General features: G+C 33.0%; 8 protein-coding genes. All 8 read right to left on the reverse strand.

The genetic code is table 11. The features are described 5' to 3' along the window. Positions 1-19: 19 nt before the first annotated feature. From INR75_RS10360 to INR75_RS10395, 8 genes are read right to left on the reverse strand one after another with little or no spacing between them, the layout of a single operon-like run. A complete protein-coding gene (locus INR75_RS10360) occupies positions 20-1,393 on the reverse strand; it encodes a DUF4998 domain-containing protein (RefSeq protein WP_223088735.1) in 1,374 nt (457 codons plus the stop codon). Between the two features lie 47 nt (positions 1,394-1,440). Next, positions 1,441-3,177, reverse strand: coding sequence for a RagB/SusD family nutrient uptake outer membrane protein (locus INR75_RS10365; RefSeq protein ID WP_223088736.1), 1,737 nt, complete (start codon positions 3,175-3,177; stop codon positions 1,441-1,443). Positions 3,178-3,189: 12 nt separating this feature from the next. Further along, positions 3,190-6,393, reverse strand: coding sequence for a SusC/RagA family TonB-linked outer membrane protein (locus tag INR75_RS10370; protein WP_223088737.1), 3,204 nt, complete (start codon positions 6,391-6,393; stop codon positions 3,190-3,192). A gap of 25 nt (positions 6,394-6,418) precedes the next feature. Beyond that, a complete protein-coding gene (locus tag INR75_RS10375) occupies positions 6,419-7,891 on the reverse strand; it encodes a fasciclin domain-containing protein (RefSeq protein ID WP_223088738.1) in 1,473 nt (490 codons plus the stop codon). A gap of 33 nt (positions 7,892-7,924) precedes the next feature. Next, positions 7,925-9,598: a fasciclin domain-containing protein gene (locus INR75_RS10380; protein ID WP_223088739.1), complete on the reverse strand. Its 1,674-nt coding sequence runs from the start codon at positions 9,596-9,598 to the stop codon at positions 7,925-7,927. A gap of 11 nt (positions 9,599-9,609) precedes the next feature. Next, positions 9,610-11,079 (reverse strand): RagB/SusD family nutrient uptake outer membrane protein, encoded by a 1,470-nt coding sequence (locus INR75_RS10385; protein ID WP_084842987.1) that lies wholly within the window; start codon positions 11,077-11,079, stop codon positions 9,610-9,612. Positions 11,080-11,092: 13 nt separating this feature from the next. Further along, on the reverse strand, positions 11,093-14,353 hold the full coding sequence (locus INR75_RS10390) for a SusC/RagA family TonB-linked outer membrane protein (RefSeq protein WP_084842988.1): 3,261 nt from the start codon (positions 14,351-14,353) through the stop codon (positions 11,093-11,095). A 6-nt stretch (positions 14,354-14,359) separates the two neighbouring features. After that, positions 14,360-16,585: a fasciclin domain-containing protein gene (locus INR75_RS10395; RefSeq protein WP_223088740.1), complete on the reverse strand. Its 2,226-nt coding sequence runs from the start codon at positions 16,583-16,585 to the stop codon at positions 14,360-14,362. Positions 16,586-17,039: the final 454 nt, after the last annotated feature.

Genomic DNA, 17,039 nt, shown 5'->3' on the forward strand with positions numbered 1-17,039 from the left:
AGACACTGTTGTTTTTATTTTATTGGAGCATTCTATTTATTTCGTTTAAGTATACCTGTTTAGCTTGTTCAGTAAGTGGGAAGTAATATGATGTACCATCTACATCACTTCCAAATCCAAAATATGTTCTGATTCCAGCCGCCGACTCACCAGCACCATCATAAAATTCTGTGTCTGCTGAAAATCTTACAAATAGAATAGCTCCACCATTTTCATTATCAGCATCACCAGGTAAACTTGACGCTAAAATTTCACCGTTAGTGGGGTTGTTTAAATAAAGTAGGTTTACAGGCGTGTGTAACCAAGGAATTGAATTATTTTCCATTATATTAATATCGTTAAATACTAAATCTGTAGGTATAGGAAGATGTGCATTAACAATATCATCATTTCCAGGAGTATATGCTATTGGATTCCCTGCATTATCAAACCAATTAAGTCTATTAGAACGAGCAGCCCATTGAGTATTAAGAATTAACGGAGCAGTTAAAGAATTCCAATAAGTTTTTTGATCACCTCCAAAGTCTCCAGAACTACCGCTACGTCCTATTATAATTAAATCTGCATTGTTTAACATATCTATATCTTCCTGTGATGCTGTACTTAATGTTGAATTATAATAGGTAGAAACATAAAAACCTTGATCCCTAAGCCAATTAATTTGCTCATCATCATTAGAATCATCTGTTATAAAAGTGATCATAGGAATAGGTACAGGTGTAAAATTAGTGTATTCAGTATAGACAGTATCAAGAGCTGTTAGTGAAGGAACGTAAGCAGTTCGATAGCTATATGAAGAACCGCTTTTAAAATCTGGAATAATTAGTGAGTTTTGATTTGGATCTATGAAAATTTCTATGTTTTCTTCAGATGTATTTTCATAAATTAATTCTGTTCCAATTATTCCACTACTAAGATCTACAGGAGCATAATTGATTTCTAATCTTTCATCTAGAAGTGCACTGGAACTCAATTCTCGATTTGTAGAACGACTAATAAATTGAGCCCCATAAACTTCTACTCCTCCTGAAATAATTTTAGAACTGTTACCTGATTCGTCAAAAGATTGAACTTCGAAGATATATAGACGCTCCTCTAAGTCACCAATTATTTCTTGAATAGTATCAATTTCTGTTGATGTACTAACCGGTACTGTTATAGAGCCAGCATTGTCATTCCATGAGATCTTGATCTCAGATACATTGGGATCATCAATAAATCCTTCTAAAAGCACCATGCTGTTTCCTGATCGTAATTCTAGAGATTTTATAGGGGATAGCGATTGATTATCACTGTTTATTGATAAAGGGTAATCATCGGTATCGCAAGACAATAAATTGAATACCAAAGAGATCAATAGCAATTTTAATAATTTATTTTGTATAGTTTTCATATTCTTTTTATTAGGTCTGTTGTATTAAAACTTTCCTTTGGTCTTTTTTATTCTTCTTCTGTTTCCCATTCAAAGGGTAAATACCAATTATTAGGATTCATTAGTTTAGATCTAATTGAAGTAGCTTGCGGATTGTTCTCAGCTGCCAGTTTTGAGTAAATTTTATCTGCTAAGAATGATGGATCATTACGTCGTAAAGCAATCCGAACCAAATCACCCCATCTATTGCCTTCAAAAGCCAATTCGAGAGCAGCCTCTTCTATTATATTATTCTCTATTGAGATTAAGCTATCTCCTACTACAGGTACAGGTCTAACATATGCTCTACCTCTCACACCTGTATTTCTATGCCAGGTTGATCTATACCTAGGAAAATCACCGTTTCGAGCATCAAAATCATAAGGGAATGGTAAGTGTGTTTGTTCTATATCTGTTTTATCTATAGCACCTTCAACCGTATAAGCTGATTGAATTCCACTATTAAGTAATGCATTAGCAAGTCGATGTTCCTCATCCCTGTTAGCGGCCTCGGCAAAACGTAGATGCATTTTTGCTGCTCTATATAGATACCATCGACCATCACGGTTAAATATATCGACAGGCATTTGTGTTTCTAAATCTATATAATTATAAAGGTATTTCTTAACTACAGGTTGCTCGTTAACCGTGAAATAACTAAATCTTCTTCCTCTGGCGTCGTAAGGAAATCCATTAAGCTGAGTTTGATTATTCCATAAATTAATGATTTGTTGAGATGGCTTTAATTGATATTCTCCGCCCTGCATTGAGAATAAATCTATGAATGGATTTTCAGGACTAAAGTTAGAATCAAATGGAAGAGACCATATCCATTCTGTATTCCATAGATCATCTCGATCCCGTACAAACATACTCCCCCATCCATCTGTTTTCGAGTTTATAAGAGATCTTGTATCCTGATCTCTATATCTAAGATACTCTACAGCAATCCCTTCTGCATTAGGAAATGAGAAAGGCATTCTATATATATCCCAATCGTCAGTACTGTTCATAACATTTTTATAATGCGAAGCAGCTTCAGTGTAATTACCTTTCCATAAGTTAATATCTCCTAATAAACATTCCTTATTAATAAAAAATTTACTGGTATTGTGTCCGTCTATATCTGTAATTATAGAATTTTCTGATGAATAGGGAGGTAAATAAGACAGTGTATTCGTGAAATTAATCAATTCATCTAACAGCTGATCAAATGAAATTCGCGGATATCTACTTCTATTTTTTACATCATCAATATTTTCTATTGGTTCAGTAATGTAAGGTATGTTACCATAGTGAATTCCTACTTGTAAATATAACCAAGATCGAAGCGCACCTATATCGGAATACCTTTGCTCATATTCGTTTTCTGTGAGACGATTTTGAGACAGCATAATATCGAAATTTCTTAGTACATCATTGCAATTATTTATCAATTCGTAGAACTCCCTGGGATTAGCATAAGAGTTATTTTCACTTACTTCATGAATCTGAATTTCATTCAATTGAGGTTCAGAATTCATAGTGGTGCTCAAAAGGTCTGCTCTTAACTCATTTAAAATAACATACTTATCCGCTATAGTCAAAAATTTTCCATATATGCCTATTACGGCAGCATCTGCGTCGTAAACATCAAGAAAAGCCTGTTCTTCTACTAGTCTATCCTTAGGTTCGACTTCTAAATAGTCACTACAAGAAATAAATAAAGCAGCTGATATAATTAATGTAAAAAAACTAAAGAGATTATATTTTTGTTTAAGTTTCATAATATTATTTTTTTATAATCCTAGGCGTAATCCTAATTGAACACTCCTAAATTGTGGTGTTAAACCAATATCCACTCCTTGGCCGAAAATGGAATTCGTAGCACTAAATTCTGGATCGTAACCAAGATAATCTGTAAATGTTAAGAGATTATTTCCGGTAGCATAAAGTCTTACATATTTTATATAACCTTCGTTATTAATATTGAAATTATAACCTATGACTAGTGTCTTTAATCTAAGGTATGAACCGTCTTCTATCCATCTATTTGAAAAACTGGAATTCCCTAATGGATCCCCCCATGTAGCTTTAGGAATATTTGTTTTGTGTCCTTCAGTTCTCCATCTATTATTAATTGCAACAGTTTGATTTTCATAGCCGTCCATTTTTTCTAAATTATGTCTCAATGAGTTATAAATATCATTTCCTACTGAAAATGTGAATAATCCTTGAAGATCAAATTTTTTCCAACTAATGTTTGTGCTTATACTACCGGAAAATTCAGGATTTGGATTTCCGATTATAGTACGGTCATTCTCATCAATAATCAGGTCTCCATTAACATCAACAAAACGCATGTCTCCTCCACTGTATGGTATTAATTCTCCATTACTCATTCTTTTTGATAAGCCCTCATTTTCAGCTTCAGAAGTAGAGGAATACACACCATTTGTTTTATATCCATAAAATAGATTAGCCTCGTAACCTACTGCTGTAATGTACGTAGCCTGGCCAAAATTGGTAAGAATAGGATCGCCAGGAAGTGCAGTCATTTCATTTTCATATTTACCGATATTTACTCCCAGGTCAAAATTTAGTTCACTATTGTTAATGATTCGAGCATTCAAACTTAATTCAGCACCTGTAGTTTTCATTTCCCCACTATTGGTTACCATATATTCAAAACCTGTTGCATTATTTAATGACTCGTAAGTAATCATATCTTTTGTTTGATTTTTATATATATCAAAGCTGATATTCAATCGTTCTTTAAAAATTGAAATATCTGTTCCGAAATTTAATTTTCTTACTGTTTCCCATTTCAACTCTGGGTTCCCGATATTTCCTCTTACCAAGCCTTGTAATCCAAGGAGGTTTTGTGATATATAGTATTTTTGTGCTGTAAAATTTCCAATATCATCATTTCCACTAAAGCTTAGTGTAGCTCTTAATTTTAATAGATTTAAAGCTTTAGCATTTTTAAAGAAAGGTTCTGAAGATAAGATCCATGCGCCTGATATCGATGCTAAAGTGGAGAGGCTATTTTCTCCTATTGTAATACTACTCTTTTGGATTTCATTTCCAAATCTACTTGAGCCATCAAGTGATGCGTTTAGTGTTAAATAGTATTTATAGAGATAGTTATATTTAGTAGTAAAATATGCATTAAGCCAATTCCACTCTCCTAAATGACCGCCTACGTATCTTAGTAAGTTGCTTCCTGCTCCCACACTCGTAAAATCATCTGTAGCCGAGTTATATCCCAATCCTAAATCACTTTCAGATTCATTTGATTGAGTACGAAATCCTAGTCTAATATCAATAGAATTCCTATGATTAAATATATTATTATAATCTAAATAAGTGTCAGTAAAAAGAGTGTATAGACGTTGAACCTCACTACCACTTCTGTTATCTGCGATTGCAGTAGGCAAAGTAATATCTGCAATTCCCTGGCCTGGAATAAAAAAGTTCTCACGTTCTTTATCATAGGTTAGACCTAGAATTGTATTAGCAGCAAAATTTTCGTTGAAAGTATATTTAAAATGCAAGTTTCCAAAAAATCTGTAATTTTCATTTCTACCTATACCATTTTCTAATATAGAGATTGGGTTACCTACTCCTAACGTATCAACATCAGCAAGGTTAGGAGAGACCTCTCCTTCCTCATTTACCGCATTAGTAGTTGTAAAAGGAGCTTTAGTTAATGCTAGATATAGTGGATTTGTTTTATAGGCTAATCCTTGATCAAACTGATTTTGAATATTTCGAACAAAAGAAAATCTAGCATCCATAGAAAGAGCCTCTGTAAGACGTAGAGATGCATTTAAACGCATATTATAGCGCTCTAAGTCATTTTTAGCCATAACGCCATCGCTTTTAAGATAGCCTACTGATAACCCATATTTAGCGATATCATCACCTCCTCTAATTTTTAAATAATAGTTTTGATTTACACCGGTTCTATATATTTTATTTTGCCAATTGGTATTATTATGATAGCGATGGTAGTTTTCATTTTCCGTATCATCTATCATCCAAACCTGATTTTCTAGTAATTCTCTTCCATTTTCTTGAGTTGAAAATATTTGGGAGAGATAGGTGCGATAATCTGAAGCTTCCAGAATAGGCAGTTCATCTGGACTTTGATTTACCCCACCATACATGGTAAAATCTATTTTTGTACTTAGTTGATTAGGTCGAGTAGTAGTTATAATTATTACTCCATTACCTCCTTTGGTACCATATAATGCAGAGCCGTCTTTTATTACTGTAACATCTTCAATATCTTTAACATCTATGTCGGATAAAGGTGAAGAACTATAATTTTGAATAATCCCTGAGCCATAGTCTTCATCATCATAAATCATCCCGTCTACTATAATTAAAGGCTTATTAGATCCATAAATTGAATTGATACCCCGTAATGTAAGATAGCTTCCTGATCCTGGTACACCAGATTTTCTAACAATATTTAAACCTGCTATTTTTCCTTGCAGAAAATTGCTAACAGATTCTTGTACTGGATTACCCCATTGAGTATCTTCAAAAGCTGTTACAGTTGTTGCTTTTGAATTTTCAAATTGAAATTTTTCAGCTACTTGTAGGTCAGGTTTTTGATAAAATTGCGAGTAATTTTTTTCAAAAAGAAAAATTTCAATGTTATTCGTTTGTTTTTTTAATGGATGTACTTTCGATTGATACTCTTGTCCGTTTATGCTCAATAATGCATCCAGATGTGGAACATTAATACTGAATGTGCCATCATCTTTGGTTATTGCCGTGGCAAAAGTAGCTGATGCTAAATTAATACCTGAAATTCCTATTCCTGTTTTAGCATCCCTTACAATACCTTTAACTAAAATTCCTTTTTCAGGAGAAGAAAGAGTGTCTTCAGTATTGCTGATATTCTCAGTTATTTGTGCATAGAGATTTTCTCTAAGTGTTCCCACAAAAAACATGCTTATAAAGCAGGTTAGTTGTAAAAATTTTTGCATAATAATTAATTTATTTAAAATGAATTTATTGAATTACAGGAACTAACCTAAGATAATCCAGTGTTAAAGTGTTATTACCATTTGAACCTGTATTAGCGGCAATCAGAGATATAAAATCAATATTACCAGCTTGTTCGAGTGTAAATTCACCTACATAAACTTCTTCGTAAATGTCTGGAGGAACATTTGTATAAGGTAGAGTTGTGATAGGATCAATAATATTAGATTCCTCCCCTTCTACGCTAGACCTCCTTCCACCTATTCTTAACTGTTGTTGAAAGGTATTGCTCTGAATATCGTTTACTGCCCTCCAATAAACTTGATAGGTTGTACTGTACATATCTCTAGCACTATAGTTAATAGAAAATCGAGCAATACCGTGATTTCTAACCATTATGTCATTAACTATATTTCCATTAGGATCTGATTTTTCCCGATAGAAAATGAATTCTTCTCGATCATTTCTACTAAAACTATTTGGTTCTTCTCCCTGTATAATTGTTGTTACTAATCTTGAATTTAAAGGAATATTCAAAGAGCTCATGCGATAAATTATTCCGTTACTTAATGGTATTTCTTCAATTATTTGCTGCTTATTAATAGGTATTTTTACACCAAATTGGGAAGTTAGAGTATCAGGCAGATTCTCTCTAGCAAAAATTTGCTGAAAGCTCAAGTCTCGAAGATTGAAATATTTTGCAAAAACTTCAGTAGAATCTGTCTGTCCTTTATTTAAATATGGTTTTAACTTGTTCGTTTCTTCAATGAAAATATCATCCTCCATTAAAAAAAATGTATACTTATTTCTTTCATTGTTTAGATTGTATACATTAAAAAGATATGAGTTAGTAAGTGAGTCTGCATAAATATTTTGAGCTTCTGGATTTGCCTTAGCTATACTATCTGCTCTATGGTAAATATTAAAATCATCTAAAGTCTCTAGATAATTACTTACTTCATAGTCACTTATATTTTCCATTAGATATTCCCAAATATTTAATTTAGGTACTAATGCTTGGTTAATAGTATGAAAGATTCCATTACTTGCGTAATGATCTGAAGTAATTAGTTGAGATTCATCGATTTTATTTCCATTTATGAATTGCAAATATTTATCATTAAGCATATGAACTGTCACTGTATCTAAATTGCTCGTAGATGTAAATGTAGATAAAGCAATATGGTTTTTTATGAATAAGCGACTTTGTTCTATATCAGATAAAAGGTTTTCATCTACTTGATTCATTGCTTCATTATTAGGAACCCAAACTGTATATGTCTTTGAAGAGTTAAGTATACTATCATAGCCTGTTTCTCTAAGCAATTGTCCAAATTGAGATGTTTCAGGGTTACTAACGAGTTGTTCACTTAGATTCTGCTTTATCTGATTATTTTCTGAATCATCTATGCGATCATTCCATGGATCTGAACAGCCAGAAATTATGATCACTAGAAACCAAATAAAGATTAGTTTAATATAGTTATTTGAATTTATCATTCTTTTTTAATTATAGTTTTATCTATAGTACTTTTATTCTTCAACTAGACCGTTGGGCGAAAATCTTGGGTAAATTTGATCCATTTCAATTGGTCTAAATTCGATCACGTCGATCCATGTTTGTTGACCAGCAGAAGACAATGAATTAAACCTAATTTTATGCCTTCCTGTACTTTCAACATTTACAATACCTAATAGTCTGGAATTAAACCTATTTGTTTGTGGGGAAACTGGGATCTTGTATCCTTGTGATTCCAGTACGCGTTCTGGCTGACTTGTATTACCGTATTCAGTAAAATTAATTTGTCTAGAAAGTGCTTCATCATTGAAATAAACCTGAACATTTGTTGGTGCGCTAGGAGCAGCGCGATAGGACACCCATATTTTGTAAGTTCCTTTTATAATAACCGGAGTGGTAAATGTAAGGTTATTAATATACCCATCTCTAAGCCTATGTATTTCTATGACGTCAGCAAAATAACCATGACCATAAGTTCCTCCTCCTGGTGTGTCTACTCGATAAGAAATTTCATTACTTCCTTCCCAGTCAACATCTTGTAGATCTTCTTGAGAGAATGAAGCATTTTGTCCAGGAATTCTAAAAACAGAAGCTAATCTTCTTATCTCAGGTTGATCACCAGGATCAAAGTAAACAGGATACGGGAATCGCTTTTTTATTTCAAAATTTTCTTTAACTAAATGAATAACTCCATTAGTTGTTGTAATATCGCTTTGATCTCGATTTAAAGGCACACCTTTTTCTAAAATACCATTAAAGGTTTGCTCGTTAATTAGAACCGTATCTTGGGCTAATTTTATTCCTATTACTTCTTGAGGAGCTTCAGTATTATGTGCAGGTGAAGTGACTAAATCTGCTACATATTTAAGTCCCGGTAGTATACGATATGCTACAAATAGATTTAAACTGTCTTCTGGATTAGCAGGATTATCTAAGTTGCTATAACGATTTTTTAACTCTTGATAGGTATTGAAGCCTGAAGAAGCAAAAACGTTATTTGTTTGAGCAATTATTGAAAGATGGCTAGAAATACTATCTTGGTCGTAAGTAATTGGTTGATTGAGGAAGTCATACCATCCAGTTTCTTTTAATGCCTGTGTAAATATAGATAGTTCTTCTCTGGATTCAATTTCTTGAGCTAATGTATTGGTCGCAATTGGTAGTACCTTGTCAATTACATGGATTATACCATTTCCAACTTCAATATTTGATTGTATTATACGTGATTCCTTATTAACAACAATAGAGGAGTTCCCTTCATTATTAGTAGCGCCAGTAACCAAAAATTGCCCTTGCATTGTTGCCGTAGCTATTTTACCATCATTAAAATTTGTTGTAAATGTTTTAGTTTCAAGGATATGAAGTTTTACAAGTTCCTGTAAGTTTTCTATGTTTAACTCTTCAAGAGTGTTAGCTCCAGATTCTTCTATATAATTATCAATAGCTTCATTTGTAGGCAAAAATAATGTATAGGTGCCATAAGTGTTTAGAAATGAGGCATAATTGCTAATTTCTAGAATATCTAGAAAGAGTGAATAATTTTCCTCATTGTTTTTAAGATACTCTGTAATATTAACTGTTTCGTCTGTAGATTCTTTATATTTTTCATTCGTGCAGCTTGAATGAACTAAACAGAAAATAACTAATAGAAGTCGAATATAAAAGATCTTATGTTTTAATATTTTCATGGCTAAATTTTTTAGTTATAGAATGGATTTTGCACCAATTGTTTATTCGTATAAAGCTCATTTTGGTTAATTGGTAAATAGTGGCTATTAGGGTCTTGCAGTTTATTTAGTATTGACTGTTGCTGGTTAGGTGGGGCGCTAGAGAGCGCCATACTTAAGATTAGATCAAGTCGCGCATAATTATCTCTTCTAGCAACTCTTAAAACATCAAACCAGCGTTTTCCTTCAAAAGCTAGTTCCCTAGATCTTTCAGCTAAAATATAATCTGAAATACTTGTTTTATCATTAGCTGCAGGATTAAGCTCTGTGATTTCTATAGCCTCTCTTATTTCTCTTATTTCTTCGACAATAGCAATTGCTTCTTCTCCGCGATTTAATTCATTTAAAGCTTCAGCTTTCATTAAAAGAACCTCTGAGTATCTATAGAAAAACCAGTGTGTGTTTGAAGTAGTAGTTGTTTTACGCTGCTCACTGTTTAATCCTATAAACTTATAGATTTCAGCACCACTGGCTACTATAGAAGCTCTCTCGCCTCTTATGTCTTGGTTTTCAGGGTTTTGTCTATCTATTCCAAAGACTTCAGTGACAGCTCTACTTGAAGCTCTATATTCTGCTCTTTGTAAAAATACATTAATGAATGAGTTTAAATTTTCATCACTAAATTGAAGTTCGAAAATACTTTCACTAGAGTTACCCTCGCCAAATACGGTTCCAAACCAGCTGTTACTGGCAGGGATTAATTCGAAGTTACCAGATTCTATAACTTTATTGGTTGCATCAAGAGCATTTGTAAAATCATTAAGCCATAAATAAGCATCTGCCTGCATAGCATTAATTGCATATGTGGTAATTCGTCCCTTATTTTCTGCTAAATTACCATAGTCTGATATAGAATATTCTTCAGCTTGGTTAAGGTCTTCGATTACTTGAAGAAAAACTTCCTCCTGTGATGAAGTTGGAATTTGAAAGTTATCATTATCATTTAAAGTGGCATCTAATTTTAACGGTACATCTTTAAATGTTTTCGCTAATGTGAAATATAAATATGCTCTGATAGCTAAAGCTTCAGAAAGATAACCTTCTAGCTCTTCTTCATCTAGTGTTGGGTCTTCTTCTAGAACCTGAGGCGCAAGGTCTATTACCGTATTACAAAAATTAATTATTCTGTAAAACATTCCCCAGTCTGTTAACGCATTGGTTGATAGAATGTTTGTTGTATTTAGAAAAATTTGGTTATCGGATGCATTTTGTCCTGGTATAACCATATCTCCCCTTAATTCGCCGTAAATGAAAAGGCGTTCGGCAAAGTCTTGATTACTTACCATTTCAGAGTAAATACCAATTACAGCTGCTTGAACATCTTCTTTAGTTTTCCAGAATTCTTGTCTTACAGTACCATTTGGGGGCCTAAGATCTAAATAGTCGTTGCATGATATAGTGGATAAAGCGATAACTAATATGAGTATTGTTTTTATTTTCATAACATTATTATTATTAAAACCTTGTAGTAATACCTAACGATAAGCGACGAGTAGGAGGAGTTCTAGAGTAGTCTATAGACATATCAAAAGGATCACCTCCGGGTAGTCTTACTTCAGGATCTTGACCTCTATATTTTGTGAATGTTAGAAGATTATCTGCTGTTATATATATTCTTGCATCATTCATATTTAAATTTTTCAGAAAAGATTTACTAAAATTATAGCTAAATGTGACAGATCTGAAACGTAAAAAAGATGCGTCTTCTACATATCTATCAGAACCAAGCCAGTTGTAGCCTGCTCCGTTAATAGCTCTGGGAATATCTGTTTGATCACCCGGGTTGCGCCATCTGGAAAGTACTGCTGTACTTTGATTATCCCAATTATACATATTAGTAGTGACCATATCAGTACCATTTACAACATCGAAATCAAGTCTATATGTAAAATACAATAGCAGTTTGAATTGATTGTTCAATGTAACTGTTGGACCAAAACCGCCAACAAACTTAGGGTTACTATTACCAAGATATACTACATCTCTGCTGTCTATATTACCATCTTTATTGATATCTTCATATATCGCGTCTCCTGGCTGAAAAATATAATCAGTGTTAGGATAGTTAAAGCGCATATATACTATCTGACCATTAGGACCTGTTATTACGTTTCCATTAGCATCTTTAGCCTGTGTTGATTCTAGATCAGGATATACTCCCTTAAAACGGTATCCATAAAAAGATCCAAACGGATTATCTATTTGTAAAAACCTTTTGAACTCACCGTTAACTGTAACATTTCCACTTTCATTGGGAAAATATTCCGATATCTCACGAATAACGTTTTGGTTATGAGCAATATTAAAATTAAAGTCTACATTCCATTTATCAGTTTTAATAGGGGTCGTGTAGAGACCAATTTCCCAGCCTTGATTGTCTATTGTACCTACATTTCTGTCAATATTGCTGTAGCCTGAAACAGTTGTTAAATCAAGATTTCTAAATATTAAATCTTCGGTTGTATTTTGATACAAATCAACATCTAAAATAATTCTGCGATCTAACATTTGAAGGTTAAAACCTAGGTTTTTACCAGTTAGAGTTTCCCATCTTAAATTAGTTAGTTGAATATTGGATGGATAGACTCCATTATATCCTAAGTATTGTGTATTATAATTTGTATAGTTACTAAAGTATCCATAATCATTACTGGGAGCTCGTCCAGATTGACCATAACTCGCTCGAACACTTAAATCGTCGATCCAGTCATATTGTTCCATAAAAGGTTCTCCAGAAACTCTCCATCTTGATGAAATAGATGGAAATACCGCATAACGGTTTGCTGGGCCAAACTTAGAGTTTCCATCTGCTCGAACTCCAGCATTAACAATGTATCTATCTAATAAGCTATATTGAGCGTTAATTAATCCAGCAACGTTTCTTGATTGTAAACTTCTGGCATTTAAATCTAGAGTTGAGTTTTGTGTTCTAGAGGGAACTGAAGGATCTGTGAGAAAGGATGAAGCTGTATTTGAGGTCATTGCATTATGTGATTCATACCTATAATCATTAGTTTGCAGAGATAATATTGCTTGTAAGTCCTGATCTTCACCAAAGTCTGGAGTATAAATGAAATTTGTTTTTGTTGTTACACTGGTAACGTCAACATCTGCATCAGAAGCCCTGTTCACAACTGTTTCTGTAATAGGTCTTCCAGTAGCTATTTGCGGTAGAAAAGTTTTTGTTTTTGTACTATTAAAGTCAAATTGTAGATCGAACGTAGAGATCAATCGTTTTGGTATGAGTTCTACATTAAGGTTGAAATGCGGAACTATTCGTTCACTTACTTGCTCATTTGTAGCATATTCAGCCATGGCTAATGGATTAAAAGTACCAGGGTATAATCCCTGAATATTCTGAGCTGGAGTAAAATAGTTAGGAGTAAGTTCTCCTTGTTCATTGAATTCATAGATACTCATATTTGGCATTTTGGTGTAGGCTTCACCAGTTATATTTTCATAATTTCTATCTGTATTATTATGAGTATAAGCAATATCAGTTTTGAATCTTATTCTATCCGAAACTACATAGTCTAGGTTTAATCTTCCATTAATTCTTTGGTAACCTGTACCTTTAACCACTCCTTTCGAGTCATAATAACCAACCGAAGTAAAATATCGAGCTTTTTCTCCTCCACCTTGTAAGGAGAGATTATGCTCTCCTGTTAGTCCTGTTTGTGTTACTGCATCTATCCAGTTAGTGTTATTTCCATAATTTTTGTAGAAATATACTTCTTGAGGATCGTACTGAAATTCTTTCGTAGTAAGCGTATTTAGGGGAACACCGTTTCTATTCATAAAAGCTTCAGGGATCAATTGTGAATATTGATCACCGTTTAGCATAGGAATTGTTTTTGGTAATTCAGAATATGTTCCTCGGAAAGTATATCCTATTCTTGGTTTACCTACAGACCCTCTTTTTGTATTTATAATTAAAACACCAGCAGCTGCTCGAGCCCCCCACATAGCTGTGGCAGCAGCATCCTTTAAAACACTAATGTTTTCTATGTCAGTTGGTGCAATATTTAACAAAGCAGCATAGCCCTGAGCATCAGCACTACCAAAGTTAAAATCATCGGGAACTTCAGTTTCATATGGCATACCATCGACAACGATAAGTGGATTTGAAGATCCGGTAATGGATGAAGTTCCTCGAATTCGGATTTGCATTCCAGCACCAGGGTCACCACTCGTCGCAACGATATCTACACCAGGCATTCGGCCTTGTAATGCCTCGTCGATAGACGCTGCCTGTGAAGTTTCTATATCACTAGCCTCGACTGTTACTACACTTGTAGTTTGATTACGCTCTGCAATATTTAAAAGACCTGTTTCCGTTGCTTTTTTTTGCATACTGATTCTTACTTCATCAAGTTGATCAATTGAAGATTTTAATTCGATAGTTATTTGTCTTTCGTTTGTAATAGGTAAGGTTTTGGACTCATATCCAAGAATTGAGACAGATAAATTATTACTACTGTTCTTAATTTTTATTGCAAAATTTCCATCAAAATCACTAACAACGCCAGTTATTGTTCTTTTTTCTTTATCCTGTTCTATGATTGTAGCGCCTGCAACAGGTTCTTTAGTATTTTCATCAATTACAGTACCTCTTATTACCATTTGTTGTTCTTGAGCGAACAGAATAGATGAGCTATACATTAAAATGATAATAAATGAAAAGCTGTAAAGGAATTGAGTAGTTTTATGTTTCATACTAGTTTATTCGGTATATAAGAGATAGTTGTCTATTAAATGGATCAAAGATCTATCAGCTAGATTATTACTAAATGAAGGAATAAAATTTGCATCTCTTCCACTATTGTCGGTTATACTTAGATTTCCTGGTGAGGTCTCGAATGTTAAGTAGGTTGATTCTCCTAAATTATCTTGAAGTAAAGTTTCGTAATCTCCTGTTACTTTTCCGTCGTCGGAAATTATTCTATCAGTAATTATATGATATCTAATAAAATTTGAAACTAATTCTTGATCTTCGAATGTGCTCGGATTAAAGTTAGGCTCACCAGTTTCTGTCGCTGGTAAAGCTCCATCCTGTACAGCTTGCTCAATAGCACTATTGTTTGGAATTAGAAAGGTGTATCGAGTTCCTAATGTAACAATAGATAAAGTACTACCGTCAGGATTATAAAATTGAGAGTTTTCTAAATAATTGAAGAAATATTGAAAAGGTGAATCTTCTATTTCAGCAAGGTTTTTCAAATCTATTCCTGGAGCCTCTTCACTAAATTCTAAAAGGTTGTCTGTATAATAAACAATACCGTTATTTTGAGTTTCTGATCCTGTAATATTCACATAATTTTCAAGCACTTCATTTCCTGCAGCATAAACTCTATTGTTTTCATACTTAATGTATTCTCCTGGTAATTCATTATCGCCAGTTCTAATAATTCCAGAACCAGATAAATCTTCAAGTTCATTATTTGGCGTATAAACAATATGGTTATATAATATTCTTAATGCTCTTTGCTTTGCAATGTTCCCAGTCACAATATTTCCATTTTCTGGTGACTCGTATACCCACTCAGATCGATCTATATCATAACTATATCCTAAATTATTCATTACATCGTCAGACATCATGAATAATGTCCATCTTCTATTTATGTTGCTAATTAGATTTCGATAACCGTCAGTATCATTCAATAGTCGGGTCATCAAAGTGTAATCTGGGTCTAAATAAGGTGATGTGTAGACACTGTAGAAATAGTTTGAAGCCTGAACTTTGTTTGTTCCATAAAAGAAACCATTGCTAAGTAATTTAACATCTATTATATCAGTGTTGAAATCAAATCTAGGCTCTTCGTCTAGACCGTTAATGGATGCTTGATACTTTGACGGCCAAACACTACTAGGCCACATATGTGCATTATAGAGATCTTCGAAAATATATTTAGGCATTTGTTCTAGTGAAGAATAATTTTTCAAAAGAACTTCATTTACAAATTCTTGAAAAACAGAATTTTCAGGCGCAAATAAAGTATATCCATTAGATTGCCCATCATTATCCATTTCTTTAAAAAAATTTTCGTTATTAGGCGAAAATGGCAACGCTTGGTCATAAACCTTTACGAAAACATCTTGAGAATTACCTGTGAAATTATAGTAGCTCTTTGTTGCGTCTTCATTAAAAATATAATTTATTAGATTATTCTCCATTATTTCATAGAACAGGCTGTAACTGGCGTTTTCTGATAGATAATTGTCAATATTTTGTGGAGGCAAAAGGACTCTGTCAATTTCATGGACAATACCATTCTCAGCAATAATATCAACATTTATAGCCTGAGCGTTCATAACAGTTAGGTCTGTTAATTCTTCGTTGGGATAAAAAAAGTTGTAATCATAACTAGTATATCCTTGTTCTAACATAAAACCTTCAGAGAAATATGTAATATATTTATTATTGTTATCACCATTGATATAATAATTACTTCCGTTCGTATTATTACGATTAGAACCAACAACGACGATTTGTTGACCATCAACCATTTCATTCCTGAAGCTGTCATAGTAGGCAGTCCTTCTTTTAAAAGCCTGATCTTCTATCCATCCGGTTGAAGATTGATAATCTGGTAACCGTTCTCTTCTAAACGCATTGTATACTAAGGAATATTTTACAATCTTACCTGCTAATATAGAATCGATACTTTCTATATCTGATATACTTTCTGTTTCCAAGAATTCCGAAAAAGCATTATCGTTAGGGGCAAACATCGTCCAATATCCGGATTTGCCTAATATATCTTTATATCCAGCTTTATCTATAACACGGAGTAGTGAACTAAAGTTACTTTTCTCTTCTAATGTTTGATAAATGGGTTGTTCCAAGTTTTCTGGTCTACCATAATATTCATCGAATTCTTTATCAGAACAACTAATGAATAAAATGATGGCAAGAAAGATTATTAATCTGTTAAAAACTTTCATGTAATTAATAGTTGTGGTATTATTTTGAAATATTTGTATGTTAATTATTTAGTAAATCTAAATTACTTTAATGAAAACGTTTTCGTATCCTGCACTATGCTGCTTTAGTGATAAATTATTATTGATAAATCGTTTTATGTATAAAATTTATTCTAATTAATGTTAATAACTGATTATTTGTCATTTACTTTTGATTTTGAAAATAAGCTTCAACTCAGTTCTAATTTGGTTTTTATTAACATAAGTTAAGTTTTTAATTAAATTTATATAGATAACCGTAAAGATTGGATTGGTTGTAAATCTTTATATTTTTCTGTAGAATGATTTTTTAATTTCTCGTAATTTTATTGGCTCCGCCAGAGGTTATAATGCTCCTAGGTTTGCCTCGAAATTAAAATTTGTTTCCAACGAATGCCTCACCAAGGTAAGTTTACTATAAAAACTACTTCAAGAT

Source organism: Zunongwangia sp. SCSIO 43204 (assembly GCF_019904275.1).
Taxonomy (GTDB): domain Bacteria; phylum Bacteroidota; class Bacteroidia; order Flavobacteriales; family Flavobacteriaceae; genus Zunongwangia; species Zunongwangia mangrovi.

Excerpts from the sequence above, each read along its gene's own strand:
- INR75_RS10390 (WP_084842988.1), bottom strand. The coding sequence starts at position 14,353 with ATGAAACATAAAACTACTCAATTCCTTTACAGCTTTTCATTTATTATC.
- INR75_RS10370 (WP_223088737.1), bottom strand. The coding sequence starts at position 6,393 with ATGCAAAAATTTTTACAACTAACCTGCTTTATAAGCATGTTTTTTGTG.
- INR75_RS10375 (WP_223088738.1), bottom strand. The coding sequence starts at position 7,891 with ATGATAAATTCAAATAACTATATTAAACTAATCTTTATTTGGTTTCTA.
- INR75_RS10395 (WP_223088740.1), bottom strand. The coding sequence starts at position 16,585 with ATGAAAGTTTTTAACAGATTAATAATCTTTCTTGCCATCATTTTATTC.
- INR75_RS10360 (WP_223088735.1), bottom strand. The coding sequence starts at position 1,393 with ATGAAAACTATACAAAATAAATTATTAAAATTGCTATTGATCTCTTTG.
- INR75_RS10380 (WP_223088739.1), bottom strand. The coding sequence starts at position 9,598 with ATGAAAATATTAAAACATAAGATCTTTTATATTCGACTTCTATTAGTT.
- INR75_RS10385 (WP_084842987.1), bottom strand. The coding sequence starts at position 11,079 with ATGAAAATAAAAACAATACTCATATTAGTTATCGCTTTATCCACTATA.
- INR75_RS10365 (WP_223088736.1), bottom strand. The coding sequence starts at position 3,177 with ATGAAACTTAAACAAAAATATAATCTCTTTAGTTTTTTTACATTAATT.